The sequence below is a fragment of the uncultured Campylobacter sp. genome (genome assembly GCF_938045225.1).
Taxonomy (GTDB): Bacteria; Campylobacterota; Campylobacteria; order Campylobacterales; family Campylobacteraceae; genus Campylobacter_A.
This window is the reverse complement of the sequence record NZ_CALINL010000059.1, coordinates 1-14,298: the sequence shown is the minus strand read 5'-3', so window position 1 is coordinate 14,298 and position 14,298 is coordinate 1. Positions and strand designations below refer to the sequence as shown.

The following is a 14,298-nucleotide window of genomic DNA, read 5'->3' as shown; positions in this document are numbered from 1 at the left end:
CATCATTAGGTCTTTCAACTTTTATATGCCCATCTTCTGATTTTATAGTTATATTTTTGTTAAATTATAGAGTTATTTTTATTATAAAAACTCAACAAAGTGATTTATTGATGCGGTTTGAATGCCAAATTTAAAATAATACTTAAAAAATAAAATATGTTGCTAAAATTAAGACAATAGGCTATAATACTTAATGGATTAATAAGATTAGTATAATAATAGATAAATAAATTTTATACAAGGAGATCGCTATGAAAAATTGGTTTTTGTCCTTTCTGTTGCGTTGCTTGCAGTATCCGCTCATGCGGAAAGCAGTACCGTAATCGCAGAGCAACTAAGATCGGCCGGCAAAACCGTAGAGTCTCTCGCCTACGATCAAGAGGGTTGCCTGAAAGAGAAAAGTTGGATATCTTGCGAGCGACTCGCGAAGCATTACGACAATACCTCCTGCGTACATCTTGCCTATATGTATTATTACGGTCAGGGCGTTGAGAAGGATTATAAAAAATCATTTAATCTATATGAAGGATTGTGCGATAGAGATATATACGATATGTGCCCTATCCTGAGCCATTTCTATACGGACGGCGTAGGCATGAAACAAGATATCAAAAAGGGTAAGGAAATTTTAGAAAAACTTTGCTACGATAAATATAAAGAAGGCTGCGCCAATCTAGCCGCGCTCTATGAAAGCGATCAATACGGCATGAAAGACGAGAAAAAAAACGACGGAACTCTACACTATCGCTTGCAAAGACGATCCAAAAAGTCCGTCGTGCGACAAGATAGGCGGCACGAGCAAGAGGCTTGAGTTTTTTTGTACCGAAAAAAAGCGCGGTTATAGTTGCGTTGAGCTGGCAGATACTTATTATAAAAACGATCCGGAAAAAAACTGTATTTTTACAACAAAGCTTGCGAATTCGGATTTGAACGTGCCTGCTATGAGATTAAAAATACCGCTAAACAAAAAGAAAATATAGAAAAACAGAAAAATTCTTGCGACGAAAAAAGAACGGATATGATTGTTTTCAGGCAGCAGGCTCCTATCAAAACGATCCGGAAAAATGCTGTATTTTTACGACAAGTCTTGCGAATATGGATATAGCGACGGATGTCTCGAAGCTATCAAATTTGTTCAAAAGGATAACAACATAGCAATGACGTATGCGTACAAGGCATGCGAGCTAAACGATCTCGCAACTTGCCGACAGATTAAGGGAGTCGCTAAGAACGCTTGCGACGGAGGCGATCAAGACGGCAGCAAGTGGCTAGATACAATAAAAAATCATAAATAAATTTAAATTTGAGCCGAGTTTAAATTTGCGCTCGGCTCAAATAAACTAAAAGATTGCGAAATTTTTAGTTAAATATGCGACTTTAATTTTCTACTAAAAAACGGTTTTAGTTTAAGCAAGACGCATAAAAGAAAGCAATCTAATAAAAAAGAATCAGGAACCGATAAAATTTTCTATAAGGAGAGTGTTTTATGGTTTGCAAATATTTTATTTTACCGTTTAAAATTCTTTTCGTTTTTACCGCTTTTTTCTCTAGGGAGGCGACCAAATGAATCCCACGCCAAATTTAAAAAAATTAACCCTACTTCACTCCAATGATTTGCACGGAGACTTTTTGGCCGAGCAAATAGACGACAAACTAGTAGGCGGCGTCTCTATGCTGTCCGGTTATATAAATCAAGTCCGTCAAACAGAAAAAAACGTCATCTACGCTATCGCCAGCGATATGTTTCGAGGCTCGATTATCGATTCAGAGTATAAAGGGATTTCTACGATCGAGATCATGAATGCTTTAGCGCCCGATATCGCTACGGTAGGTAATCATGAGCTGGATTACGGTATTCCGCATTTGCTTTTTATCGAAAAATGCGCCCAGTTTCCCATCATAAACGCAAATTTGTTTATCAAAACCAATCACGCCCGTCTATTTCCGCCTTGCTACATCATGGAGCTTGACGGCATGAAAATCCTTTTTATCGGTATCATTACCGATGCGGTTTTAGCACAGACCAAGCAAGACCACCTGATCGGTTCTTTCATCGGAATCGAAGAGGCGGCGCGAGAGGTCGGGCGAATCTGCAACACCCACAACCGAATCGATATCGATTTTACGGTTTTGCTAACTCACATCGGTTTTGAGGCTGATAAAGAGCTAGCCGCTATGTTGCGACCGGAATGGGGCGTCGATCTGATTATCGGAGGGCATTCTCATACCTTGATGGAGCAGCCTTGCGTCGTTAACGACATTTTGATCGCCCAAGCGGGCGTCGATGCCGACCAGATCGGGCGATTTGATATCGTAGTTAATACCGATACCAACAGCATCGCAAGCTATAAATGGCAGCGTATCCCTATAACCGACAAGTACTGCCCGGTCGATGAGCAAATAGAGAATTTGATTCGAAAATATAAGAGCGTAACCGATCAAAAATATACTCGCGTCATCACCCGTTTTAGCTGTCCGCTAACGCACCCGCAGCGCAACATCGAAACGGCTTTGAGAAATTTGTTTGCCGATATTTTCAAAAACAGCCTAGGCATAGATATTATGTTGCTTGGCTCAGGCAGTATTTGGGGCGAGAAGCTGGGGCCGATTGTAGAATACGGCGCTTTGGTCGAAATTTTCCCTTATGACGACGGCGTTTATATACTAAAAGTGGACGGGCGAACCTTTCGCCAAATTATGCGCTATCTACTGCGAGACGACGCCTTTTTGAGAACAACGGAATTTTATCAGTTATCGCAGGGGCTAAAACTCGCCTATTCGCGCTCCAACCGAGAAATCATTAGCCTAACTTATCGTGGAATAGAAATAGCAGATGACGATATTTTCACGATCGGTCTACAAAACTACCATTACTGTAATTTAGAAAGCTTTTTTGGCGTCAGTTTTGAGCACGTGAAAACTTTCGGTACTCCTAAGATGATTTCCACTTCTTGCTTAGATATTTTAGAAGAGTACTTAAGCACGCACAAAGCTATTCGGCAAGACGTAGAGAGGCGATTAACGATTTTGAATTAAAAGTATTTTTGGTCACCCATGCGACTTTTTAATATTTACCATACAACTGCGGCTATATTTCCGCCGCATTCAGCGATAAGCGCAAAAGAACCGTCAAATGACTACGAGCTTGATTGCGGCAAATAAAGCCCCAACACTTAATGTCTAGAAGCTTTTTACGATCAACCCGGCTCTTATCGCAATTTAGTTCAAGATAATTCTTCGCGTTTTTAATTTTTGTTTTGATTTTAAAGGCTTATATTTAAGGATACTTTTTGCTTTGAATTATGAAAAAACAGCGACGGTTTTAGCAAATATGCTCTTTCCAGACGGCATACAGATCGTGGTCTATGAGTAAAATTTAACAACTTAGATGATAACTAATAAATATGCAAATAATCGGTTTAACGGTACGCAGAGAACAACAAAAACGTAAAAAATATGCGCTTACGCTAGGTGCAGCACGCCAAGCTCGGAGAATCTTGATATCAGTACCGCTAAGTTTTCAGCAAATCCGAGACACGAGTTTAATAACCAGAACAAATACTAAAACGCCCCATGAGACATTATGTTATAGATTTAGACTATAAAATATTTTGCAAAGTTACAAATTTATGCTAAAATCGCCCGTTTTTAAATTTACCTAAAAGGGAAGAGATGAAAAAATATTTAGCCGAGTTTTTTGGCACATTTTGGTTGGTTTTTGGAGGTTGCGGCAGTGCAGTATTTGCAGCGGCTTTTCCGGAGCTTGGTATTGGCTTTGTAGGCGTTGCGTTTGCTTTTGGTCTTACAGTTCTTACGATGGCTTACGCAGTTGGTCACATCAGCGGCGGTCACTTCAATCCTGCTGTTTCGGTTGGCCTACTAGTTGGCGGAAGATTTGACAAAAAAGACTTCGTGCCTTACGTCATCGCACAAGTTATCGGAGCGATCGCAGCTGCTGCTGTGCTATATCTCATCGCTTCAGGCAAGGCTGGATTTGACGCTACTGCAAGCGGTTTTGCTAGCAACGGATACGGTGAGCACTCACCAAATGGCTACAGCCTAGTTTCAGCGCTAGTTGCTGAGGTAGTTTTAACTGCATTTTTCCTTATCATCATCTTAGGTGCGACTGATGAGCGTGCACCAAAAGGCTTTGCACCGATCGCTATTGGCCTTGGTTTGACACTTATCCACCTTATCTCGATACCTATCACAAACACATCAGTTAACCCAGCTCGTTCAACTGGCGTTGCGATATTTCAGGGCGGTTGGGCATTAGAGCAGCTTTGGCTTTTCTGGGTTGCACCTATCGTTGGAGCTATCATAGGAGCTATCATCTATAAAGTTATGGGCTGCACATGCGGCTGCAAAAGCGCAAAATAATTAAATTTATACTTCAAGGGCGTCTTCGCCCTTTCTATTTTCATAAAATTTTTAAAATTAAGATCAGTTAAGCGAATATAATAATCTATTTAACATATTACCGTTATTACATCTAACTTCTACTTCGCTATCCCTCTAGCTTCGTCTTAACAAACAGTAAGCGCATCGCAATTAAATTATTCTTTGAGTTCTTTGTGTCACTATAACCTCGTCTCCGCAATCCAACAAACCATCGTAAGCCTTCTGGTAATCATAATAGATAGCGAGTCATTAAAGTCGCTACATCTAGGCGACATCGGCATCAATTCATTTGCAAAATAGTTTTAGGCTATATAAACAAACTTGAACGTCGCACTTTAGTATGCCGTTTTACTAGCAACCGCAAGCCAAGAAATGTTATAAAGTAGTAGGTTTTTAACCAAGTAGGCACACGAGCCAGAAATCTATTCTAAAATTAAATATTTTATCATGCACGCCGGCCATAAAATTCTGATATTTTTGGTTATTTTATCGATTTTTTATGAAATTTTAATAAACTCCGCTATTTTTACCACTTCCATATCGAGCTAAAAACACTATAAAATTTCTCTAAATTTATTTTTCGGAATTTTTAAACGGACTATATATGTTTATTTTTTATCTCTACGCTTGTGATTTTTAAGAACATCGACAAGATCGTGATTTTTGTGTTTATACCTACCTTCAACGAAAAGCTCCTTTGGAGGTTTTTATATCGCATTCGGGCAAATTTACCCGCGCCTACCTACACTCCAGCTTCGTTATCGTCTGGGTATTAGCAAAGTACGACGGATAGGGCATCGAGAGACTAAAATTTCGTATTTGTTTAGGCGCGATATTTTTAGCGACGCTAGCGGTGATCTCCGCGACGTTTGAGCGCTCGTCGCCTCGCGAAAATAGCGATAGTCCGCTAGGCTTAAAGATAGAGCCCGCGATCGTCTCCTTGCTCACGGGGTTGTTGATGAGTTTGACGGTCAGATCGCAGTTTGCGATGCTAAACTCCCCCGTATTTCGCAGCGAGCCCTTAAACACGATGGTCTCATTTCTTAGCACGCGGTGGCCGGAAAACTCCGTCAGCACGGCCTTTTTGGTGTATTTATCCACGATCATCATGAAAAAATATCCAAGCGTCAGCGTCGCTATTACGTTTATCGCGATGTAAATTTTAAAAAACTTCGGATTTTTCTCGCTGCGGGCGATCAGCGCGAAAAGCACAGAAAGTAGCGCCAAAACTGCAAGCGCGATGAGGTGAAATACGTTAAAATACCCTTCCATCAAAAGCACTCCGAGCTTGTCGTGATATTGTAGTCCTGTGCGCGAAAGTTATTTACCGCGTGCGTGATCTCGCGCGTCGCGTTTACGTCTAGCGCGTCTTTTAGCACGATATTTTCCCTCAAAAACGGCTTTAGCTCGTTTGCGTATCGGCGCAGCGTATTGCCCGAGTTTTTGTAAAAGCTAAGACCGATTTCGCAGTAGTTAAACGGCTTTTTCGAGAGATTTGTTAGGCGCAGATCCACAAGCAGCGTATTTGAGTACTCAAGCTGCTTAGTTGAGACTAGCTCGAGCGAGCGAGTTCGCAGATTTTCGTCTAAAAGCTTAGGCATAAAATACGCCCCACACCCAAGCCCAGCGATAGTGACGATCATCAGCGCAAAGCCCGCAAAAAAGGACTTTGACGCGACGTAAATGCAAAGCGAAACGAGCGCTAAAAAGGTCAAAAACATCCAGATATAGGCGGCAAAATCCACCCAGCCAAGGTGCGTCAGATAGAAATTTAAGCCTTGTTTTAGTTCGTTTATCATCTTGCCTCTTTGCTTCGTTTGCCTTGCGGCGAGCCAAATTTAACATCCTCTTGCACAAAGCGTGCCAAATTTGACCACTCTAGCCTTTTCGCGAGTTTTTTTCCTCTATGCCGCTTAGTCCAAAACGGCGTGCAAGCTCGGCCTTGACGCGGTCGGGGTGCACTCCGTGTAGCGCTAGCGCCACTAGCGAGTGAAAGCATAGATCGGCCGCCTCGTAGATGATCTCCTCGGTCGGCGTTTTTGGCTTTTGGCTTTGATGCGCCGCGGTTTGGCTGTTTTGGTTTGCGGCGTTTTCGTTTGAAATTTTAGCAAAATTTTCGTTTTGGGTTAAATTTGACGAAATTTGACCGCCGCTTACGGCAGAGTTAAACTGCGCAGTTTCATTTTTCCGCGCCGTGGCGTCCTTGCACGCCATCACTAGCTCCGTAGCCTCCTCGCCGACTTTTTTTAGGATCGCGTTTTCGCCCTTTTTAAACAAGCTCGCGACGTACGAGGTCTGCGGATCGGCGTTTAGCTTGCGGTCTAATATCGCGTGATAAACCTCGTCGATTATGCCGTAGATCGGCCTTTTGGCTTGGTTTAAATTTTGCTCGTCGGCACCGGTTAAATTTGACTCGCCACCGTCTCCCGAAATCTTTCTAAAAAAGCATGATTTTGCGCCCGTGTGGCAGGCTACGCCGCCGTTTTGAACGACTTTGAGCAGTATAGTGTCGTTGTCGCAGTCTAGGAAAATCTCATCTATAGCCTGCGTATTTCCGCTCTCCTCGCCCTTTTTCCAGATGCGGTTTTTCGTGCGTGAAAAATAGTGCGCAAAGCCCGTTTTTAGGCTCAAATTTAACGCCTCTTCGTTCATATAAGCAAGCATCAAAACCTCGCCGCTCAAGCTTTCTTGCACGATGGCGGGCAAAAGGCCGCCTACTTTTTCCCAGTCTATTTTCATTTTTATTTCCTTTTTGGCCGCGGATTTGGCTTGGCGCGCGGGTAATTTCGAGCGGCATAAAAAATATCGCCGCTCGTTTAAATTTAGCAAATTTTAAAGCCTAAATTTGCTTCAAATTTGAGCTAGAAAGGCGAAATTTTGCAGAAATATTTACTTTGCAAAACGCTATGCCTGCTTTTGAATGATTTTGGAGTTACTCAGGTAAATTTAGCGGCAGTTCGGACTTTGCTTGCGATTACAAACGGCAACGAAGCAAAGCCATCCAAGCTAAATTTAGCCGACCCCGAAAAGCGCTCGCCCGCAAAGCGCAAAAAGGCGAGCCGCTTCAAGCAAAAGTTATTGCGTTATCGCGCTTTGCTTCTCTTTGTCCTTCGTATCCACCCAGATATTCGGCACTGCTCCGCCGGGCGTTAAAAATATCTTCGCGTCGTTGTTTTCACGTAGCGCCTCGTTAAATTTACCCTGCGTCTCGATCTGCTTTAAATTTAGCAAATTGTGATCTAGGCTTTTTGCGACCTCTTTATTTGCGTAGGCTTGCGCATCAGCTTCGATCTTAGCCGCGTCCGCACGACCCTGAGCCTCGATGATAGCAGCCTTTGCCGTACCTTCTGCGAGGGCTGCTTTTTTAAGCGCCTCTTGATTTGCGCGCTCTACTTCGTATTTGGTTCGCTCGGCCTCTTGTTTAGCGATTTGTACGCGCTCGATCTGCTCCTTTACCTTTTCAGGTAGGATGATCTCGCGTAGTTGCACGGTTAGCAGCTCGACTGGTTTGTTTGGCTGAGCGTCGATATCCTTTCGGATACCCTCGTCGATAGCCGTGGCTAGGTCGTTTCGCTTCGTCGGTAGCTCCTCGGCAGTGTACTTACCCGCGATACTGCGCACGACGTCGCGTACGACGGGATCGACGATCTTGTTTTCCCAGCTAAGCCCCCAAGATGCGATCGTTTGAGGCGCGTTTTCTGGATTTAGGCGGTACTGCACGGTGATGTCGATGCTAACAGGCAAGTTTCTCGCATCCAAAACGGAGATCGAGTTTTTGCGGATGATGCCGGCTTGAGCCTGCGCGCCGTACTTTTGCGCCGCTTCGCCCATATCTTCGCCAGACGTGTAGTTGATGAGGCGCACGCGAGTATCGACTACGATGACCTTTTGCAAAAACGGGATAAAGAAATGCAGTCCCGGCTGCATCGGAGACGGGTCGTATTTACCCAAATTTGACTTGATGCCCACTTCGCCCGAGTTTATCGTGACGAAAGGCTGCGTGAGCGCGATCACGGCCACAAGCGCGATGATAACGTAGGCAAAGGCCGAAATTTTGCCAAATCCTTTAAAATCAGGCGTTTTAAAATTTACTTTCGGCCCCTTGCTCTCGCCGCCGTTATCGTCTCCGCCGCCGGAGCCTCGTTTTTTATTAAAATAATCATTCAAATCTGCTGGCATTTCGTTCCTTAAATGTAAGTTAGCATCGAGGCGTATTTTGGATTGCGTCCGTAAACTACGTCAAAATACGCGTCTTGTAGGCGTTTAGTTACCGCTCCGCGCTCGCCCGCACCGATAACGCGGTTGTCGATGTCGCTTATAGGGGTGACCTCAGCCGCCGTACCCGTGAAAAACGCCTCGTCCGCAGTGTATGCACGGTCGCGAGTGATGCGCTCTCTGCGCACTTCGATACCTAGGTCGCGAGCGATTTTGATGACGGTATCTTGCGTGATGCTAGCTAGGCTGCTGTCGTTTGGAGGAGTGATGAGCGCGCCGTCTTCCACGATGAAAAAGCACTCGCCCGGTCCCTCGGAGATGTAGCCCTCGCTATCAAGCAGCAACGCCTCGTCGTAGCCCGCTTCTTTGGCTTCGTAGTTTGCCATTTGCGAGCAGAGGTAGTTCGAGCTTGATTTCGCACGGCTCATTTGGCCACCGACGTTTAGTTTGGCAAAGCTCGAAATTTTCACGCGGATGCCCTTTTTTAGGCCCTCTTCGCCTAGATACGCACCCCACTCCCATGCCGCGATCGCGGTATTTACGGGAGCTTTAGTGTGAGCTAGACCCATCACGCCGTAGCCTAGATAAACGATCGGGCGCAGATAGACGTTTGATTTAAATTTATTTGCGCGAAGTAGCTCGACCTGCGCGTCTTCAAGCTCTTTTTGCGTGTATTTGACGTTTAGGATCGTCATTTTGGCTGATTTTAGCAGGCGCGCGGTGTGGTCGCTTAGGCGAAATATCGCTAAGCCCTTATCCGTCATATAGGCTCTTGTACCCTCAAATACGGCGTTTGCATAGTGAAGCGAGTGGGTTAAAACGTGGACTTTAGCGTCCTCCCATTTGACTAATTTTCCATCCATCCAGATAAATTCGGAAGGGTTCATTTGGCATCCTTTTTTATAAAATTTGCTGAGTGTAGCTAAAATTTCTTTAAAATTTTGTAATGTTTAAGATTTCGGTCTAAAATTTTGAGCTTGCGAGGCAAAATTTACCCCGACTTTAGAGCTCATCGGCTACGGCGTCTTCGATATTTTCGGCAAAAGGCAGCACGAGCGTCTTACGAGAGCCAAACGCGCTATGCCACAGGGCTTTTTTGATCGCTTCGTAAGGCGTATCGTAAATTTTGGCCAGCTCTTGCAGTAGCTCCTCGGCCTTATCGTCGCTTAAATTTTCGCGGCGGTAAAATAGCATTATCGTGGCTCCTATGCCGATAAACTCGAATCCAAATCGCTCATTCATCATTAAGATAAACGCATACGTCTGCTCGGGCTCAAAATCGTCCGCAAAATACCCCTGAATCATTCTCGCAAATACGTCCGTACTGCGCTCGCAAGGGCACAGATAAACGTCGATATCCTCGTCAAGCGCGTCGTAGTCGCGGGTATTTAGGTATTCTAAAGCCTTTAAGTTATCGGGATAGTTTAGGCTAAATTTACCGTAAAATTCGCTCACTTCAGCCTTATACTCGGGATCGTTTAGGATGTCCAGCATCAAACGAAACTCCGCAGCGGGAAAGTCGCGCGCATCCGGATTTTGCGCATTATACTCCTCCTCGTCCAGCATCTCGAAACTAGAGCTTGCGTGCATATTCGTGTATTCGCATTGCGGGGCGTTTTCGATGATAAAAAGCGGCTTAAATCCCGCATATTGTTCGCACAAGCGGTCATAGGCGATCGTGACGGCGTTCATATTTTGATGAGCGCGCAGGACGCCGTATTTTAGGGTAAAATTCGCTTCGCGCGTGTAGCGGGAATCTGGCTTTTCGAGCCTAAACGAAATAAGCTTTTCGGGGCGACAAATCGTGTAAAAAGCTAGCTTTAATTTTTCAAAAAACGACATATTTTTTCCTTTTTAAATAATTTAATTCTTTAGTTTAAAGGAGTAATTTAAGCCAAAAACGGCTTAAATCTCAAAATTCGGCTTCATATTTAAACATAGAGCGATAATGTCGCAAGCAAAGTAGATGGGCAAGGATAAAGGAGCTATATATAAGCGACTCTAGCCGGCGGCAAAATTTAAACGAAATAATAATTTCTTGTTTGGGGCCAAATTTGAAGCGTTGCTTGGATTTAAAAGCTAATTCCAAATTTGAGCGTAAGAAAAAAGGCGAAGCATCGCGAGATCATTTTTAACGTCGCTACGGTTTTTGTGGCCAAGGCTAGCTATACAGGTTGCCGCAAAGACCTCTGCTTGCAATTGCAAGTAAAACGAAGCAAAAATCTCAGAAAAGCGCTCGCGAGACGAGCCTATTTTTCTAAAATTATCCTAGTCGCAGCCGGATCCACGCACTCTTTATCTATTATAATTTCGCCTATCTCTTTTGCTCTTATCACGCCTGAGAGCGGGTTTTTCACGCTAGCTATGCCGCCTAAAATTTCCGCGTCCACGCTTGAGTACTCAAAGGCTAGCGTGGTATCTAGCGTTTGGCAGCCGCGCATCACGAGATTTTGCACGTAGCAAAGCCCCTGCAAGCTTTCTATCACGCAGTTTTCAAAGGTCACGTTTTTGCTGTTCCACGCGAGGTATTCGCCGCTGATGAAGCTATTTCGCACGGTCACGTTCTCGCAGTTCCAAAAGGCGTCTTTGCTAAGCAGTTTGCTATCCTCGACGAGCAGGTTTTTGCAGCCGTCAAAGCCGTAGTTCCCGTCCAAATTTAGCCCGTAAACGCGCAGGTTTTCGCAGTTCATCGCAAAATAATCGCCGCGCGCGCAGACGTTTTTTATCTCCACGTCCTCGCAGCTCCACAGCGTCTCCTCGGCCTGGGTCAAATTTACGTTTTCTAGCCTCACGTTTTGGCACCTGCGAAAGGATTTTGGCGCTTGGATTAGCGTGTCTTTAAAGCTCACGTCCTGCGCGTACCAGATGCCCGCGCGCGCCGTTTGCATCAAAAACCCATCCTCCACGGCGACGTTTTTCGTGTACCACAGCGGATATTTCCACTCGAAAGTGCAGTTTTTTAGGCGCAAATTTTGCCCGTGCTTTAGCGGCGACTCGCCTGCCGCAAACTCGCACCGCTCAAACTCCGCGTCCTTTGCGCCAAACATCGCGCGCTCGCCGATAAATTTTTGCTCGACAAATTTTTGCATATTTCGCCTCCGTCGTTTTTGTTGATTATATCGGTTTTACGACAACAAGGGTGTAAATTTTAAAAATCTGAGCGAAATTTATGAAGCAAACGGGTAAATTTAAGCAGCAGTAAAAATCCAAGCGTTTAGGCGTTGCTATTGTCTTTCGGAGTCCTATTTTCCCAAACGCTTGGCAGGAAAAGGTAAGATTTAGACTAGCGCAAAGGATGGAAACGCGAGCCTAAATTTTACCTTTTGCGGTCAAATTTGCCGTATCCGAGCGAGTGCCGGAGGGCGTCAAATTTGATCTAAATTTAAAGCCTGCGACCCATCAATTTGAGCGGGCAAATTTAACCGAGCCGCAAGCGCAAAAATCCAAATTTACCTAAAAGCGACCCCGAAGCGCACTGGCCGAGGCCGCTAAATTTTAAAATTTTACTTCTCAAACGCCTTTTCTACGCTAAACGGAAACGCCTGATAGCCCATCGCGTTAGTCATTTTGATTTCGATTGACGGCTCTTTCGCGCCCCATTCAAACTCGTTGATGTGAGGGCTAGGTACGCCGACCGGACGGCCTTTGGCGATATCAAACTGCATACCCGCGACCGCAGAGTAAACCATCACGCTATCTAGGTCGTCTTGATACTGCGCTAGCGAGGTAACCGAGCTGTACCACTCGCTGCCGCGCTGTTTGCCGTACTCCCAGACTTGCTCGACGGTTTTAGCTTTTTCGTCGATTTTATAAACGACCGCGCGGGAGTATTTCATACCCGCCATCGCAGGCTGCTCCATGCCGCGGGTGTCGCCGTTGTCAAAGACGGTTAGATAAACGACGCCCTTTTTAGACTTACTGTCGATGCGAAATGCCGTATGTTGCGTCCACTGCCAGTCAAATCCACCATTTTCGCTCTCGTAGCCGGGGCATTTTGAGTACTCGTCCTCGCAGACGATTTTTTTGCCGTCTTTATCTACGGGCTGTAGCAAGTAGCCCTTAAACTGATCCTTCCAGCCTTTGTGCGCGCCCATTATCCATTTGACTTTTTTGTCGCGGCCGATCTTGATGACGGCGTCTTGGTGGCGACTGGAGATGATGATGCTGTCGTCGCTTGGGTCGTAGTCCACGCTATTTACGTGCGCCCAGTTGCGTCCAGGGCCCGAGCCCACGATATCGCCCCATTTTTCGTTCGTATCCATCGCGGCTAGCTCGTCCGTGCTCGCGGTGTGGCCCGCCTTGCTAGCGTCGATGTTTAGGCACACGGCGCCCTGATCGAGCGTTTTTAGCACGATGTCGCGATACGGATCTAAAATTTCATATAATCTAAAATCATCCACGACGTTGCCGTCTCTATCGACCTCGACGATGACGTCGCGCACGGTGCGGACGTTTTTGCCGTCGGCGCGTTTATAGTTGGCGTTTGCCGCGCGGAGGAAGTAGTGGCCATTTTGCGCTACGTCCATAGAGTGCGAAAAGTCGTTGTAACCCGCAGGCAGCTCGCGGTTAAAGATTTCGCGTCCCATTATGTCGTATTTGGCATATCGCTGCCCGTAGCCCCACGTCATCGCGCCGTCGTCGTTTTGTTTAAAGCCCATCATGACGCCCGCGCTAAACGGCTGCTTGAGGTCGTAAATTTTACTAGGTTCTAGATACCAGCGCACTTCGCCTTTGGTGTCTAGCACGAAGTTATTTGGGCTGTAGTTCCACTCGATCGCGCCACCTGCGGGGTTGTTCCACACGACTTTAGTGCCCTTGCCGGTTTTATTTACGAAGTTATTTACGTAGTAGAGGCGGTTGGCAAATTTCGCGCTCGGAGCCTTCACGACTTCGATTTTATCAAACAGCGCGCCCTTTTGAGACGGCATACCCGAGCTCTCTAGATAAATCGCGGGAGCGTAAATTTTATAGGTTTCTTTTACGTGCTCGGTTTGACCCTTGTAAATTTTATCGTACTCGACCTCGACGGTGTTTTGATAGTCAGGGTAAAGTCCGAAAACAGGGATTCCGCCGTGCGTGCGAAGGTGTTTGTCGGCGACTTTATAGCTGATAACCTGGCCGCCCGGTTTTGGTACGATAGTGACTTTCGCGTTTGCTAGCGTGTAGCCGCCGTTTTTGATCACCGCCGTTAGAGGTGCGATGTCGTATGGGTTTACGACTACTTCGCCGATCTTGCCCGGGATGCCATAGTCGATGTGTGCGCCGCTAGGTCCGCCGATAGCCAGCGCGGCCGTGCTTAGACCGCCCAGTAGCGCCGCAGCTAGGGCGAGCGACGAGAGAGTTCTTTTCATCTTTTCTCCTATAATGATAAATCGTTTCATTGCCGTAATTTTAGTAAATCTTGCTAACGTGAAAATCACGCTATTATTATAAATAGCTTAAATACAAAAAATAATTCAAATTTTTATATTTTCTGCTAAAATTTAGCCTAAATTTTACGAATTTAATCTAAAATTTATCTTAGCGTGAGTTTTGCGGCGGCGAGAGGATATAAAATTAACTCAAACGAAATCATTTTAAGGAGCACTCCATGAACCTACTTTCTAAATTTAGCAAAGGCTTTCTAGCAGTCGCGATGTTTGGCACCCTTAGCGCAGCCGCGTTTACCGAGGGCGAGGACTA

General features: G+C 45.4%; 12 protein-coding genes. 4 read left to right on the top strand and 8 right to left on the bottom strand.

From position 1 onward, the window contains the following. Positions 1–259: 259 nt before the first annotated feature. The 4 genes from Q0200_RS02805 (at position 260) to aqpZ (ending at position 4,380) form a co-directional block, all read left to right on the top strand. Positions 260–811 (top strand): hypothetical protein, encoded by a 552-nt coding sequence (locus tag Q0200_RS02805; RefSeq protein WP_297937480.1) that lies wholly within the window; start codon positions 260–262, stop codon positions 809–811. Between the two features lie 253 nt (positions 812–1,064). After that, positions 1,065–1,295, top strand: a complete 231-nt coding sequence (locus tag Q0200_RS02800; protein ID WP_297937477.1) for a hypothetical protein — start codon at positions 1,065–1,067, stop codon at positions 1,293–1,295. A gap of 268 nt (positions 1,296–1,563) precedes the next feature. Continuing rightward, a complete protein-coding gene (locus Q0200_RS02795) occupies positions 1,564–3,036 on the top strand; it encodes a bifunctional UDP-sugar hydrolase/5'-nucleotidase (protein ID WP_297937474.1) in 1,473 nt (490 codons plus the stop codon). A gap of 636 nt (positions 3,037–3,672) precedes the next feature. Then, positions 3,673–4,380 (top strand): aquaporin Z, encoded by a 708-nt coding sequence (gene aqpZ, locus Q0200_RS02790; RefSeq protein WP_297937471.1) that lies wholly within the window; start codon positions 3,673–3,675, stop codon positions 4,378–4,380. Between the two features lie 759 nt (positions 4,381–5,139). On the opposite strand, the gene Q0200_RS02785 is transcribed toward aqpZ, so the two are convergent. The 8 genes from Q0200_RS02785 to Q0200_RS02750 form a co-directional block, all read right to left on the bottom strand. Further along, positions 5,140–5,673, bottom strand: coding sequence for a DUF2393 family protein (locus Q0200_RS02785; RefSeq protein ID WP_297937468.1), 534 nt, complete (start codon positions 5,671–5,673; stop codon positions 5,140–5,142). Then, the gene (locus Q0200_RS02780) at positions 5,673–6,200 is read right to left on the bottom strand and encodes a DUF2393 family protein (RefSeq protein ID WP_297937465.1); all 528 of its coding nucleotides are present in this window, start codon (positions 6,198–6,200) and stop codon (positions 5,673–5,675) included. The genes Q0200_RS02785 and Q0200_RS02780 overlap by 1 nt, the downstream gene beginning before the upstream one ends. A 79-nt stretch (positions 6,201–6,279) precedes the next feature. Further along, on the bottom strand, positions 6,280–7,230 hold the full coding sequence (hisIE, locus tag Q0200_RS02775; RefSeq protein WP_297937462.1) for a bifunctional phosphoribosyl-AMP cyclohydrolase/phosphoribosyl-ATP diphosphatase HisIE: 951 nt from the start codon (positions 7,228–7,230) through the stop codon (positions 6,280–6,282). Positions 7,231–7,476: 246 nt separating this feature from the next. Continuing rightward, the gene (locus tag Q0200_RS02770; protein ID WP_297937459.1) at positions 7,477–8,580 is read right to left on the bottom strand and encodes an SPFH domain-containing protein; all 1,104 of its coding nucleotides are present in this window, start codon (positions 8,578–8,580) and stop codon (positions 7,477–7,479) included. 8 nt (positions 8,581–8,588) lie between these two features. After that, on the bottom strand, positions 8,589–9,503 hold the full coding sequence (gene ilvE, locus Q0200_RS02765) for a branched-chain-amino-acid transaminase (protein WP_297937456.1): 915 nt from the start codon (positions 9,501–9,503) through the stop codon (positions 8,589–8,591). A gap of 115 nt (positions 9,504–9,618) precedes the next feature. Then, positions 9,619–10,458: a hypothetical protein gene (locus tag Q0200_RS02760; protein WP_297937454.1), complete on the bottom strand. Its 840-nt coding sequence runs from the start codon at positions 10,456–10,458 to the stop codon at positions 9,619–9,621. Between the two features lie 407 nt (positions 10,459–10,865). Beyond that, positions 10,866–11,705 carry a DUF3737 family protein gene (locus tag Q0200_RS02755; protein ID WP_297937451.1) on the bottom strand — a complete coding sequence of 280 codons (840 nt, stop codon included), beginning with the start codon at positions 11,703–11,705 and terminating at the stop codon, positions 10,866–10,868. Positions 11,706–12,119: 414 nt separating this feature from the next. Further along, complete coding sequence (locus Q0200_RS02750; protein ID WP_297937448.1) at positions 12,120–13,967, bottom strand: aryl-sulfate sulfotransferase; 1,848 nt, start codon at positions 13,965–13,967, stop codon at positions 12,120–12,122. Between the last annotated feature and the right edge of the window lie 331 nt (positions 13,968–14,298).

Bases quoted from the DNA above. Each gene is read 5' to 3' on its own strand.
- Q0200_RS02795 (WP_297937474.1), top strand. From the start codon at position 1,564: ATGAATCCCACGCCAAATTTAAAAAAATTAACCCTACTTCACTCCAAT.
- Q0200_RS02800 (WP_297937477.1), top strand. From the start codon at position 1,065: ATGCTGTATTTTTACGACAAGTCTTGCGAATATGGATATAGCGACGGA.
- ilvE (WP_297937456.1), bottom strand. From the start codon at position 9,503: ATGAACCCTTCCGAATTTATCTGGATGGATGGAAAATTAGTCAAATGG.
- Q0200_RS02750 (WP_297937448.1), bottom strand. From the start codon at position 13,967: ATGAAAAGAACTCTCTCGTCGCTCGCCCTAGCTGCGGCGCTACTGGGC.
- aqpZ (WP_297937471.1), top strand. From the start codon at position 3,673: ATGAAAAAATATTTAGCCGAGTTTTTTGGCACATTTTGGTTGGTTTTT.
- Q0200_RS02780 (WP_297937465.1), bottom strand. From the start codon at position 6,200: ATGATAAACGAACTAAAACAAGGCTTAAATTTCTATCTGACGCACCTT.
- Q0200_RS02785 (WP_297937468.1), bottom strand. From the start codon at position 5,673: ATGGAAGGGTATTTTAACGTATTTCACCTCATCGCGCTTGCAGTTTTG.
- Q0200_RS02755 (WP_297937451.1), bottom strand. From the start codon at position 11,705: ATGCAAAAATTTGTCGAGCAAAAATTTATCGGCGAGCGCGCGATGTTT.
- Q0200_RS02770 (WP_297937459.1), bottom strand. From the start codon at position 8,580: ATGCCAGCAGATTTGAATGATTATTTTAATAAAAAACGAGGCTCCGGC.
- Q0200_RS02760 (WP_297937454.1), bottom strand. From the start codon at position 10,458: ATGTCGTTTTTTGAAAAATTAAAGCTAGCTTTTTACACGATTTGTCGC.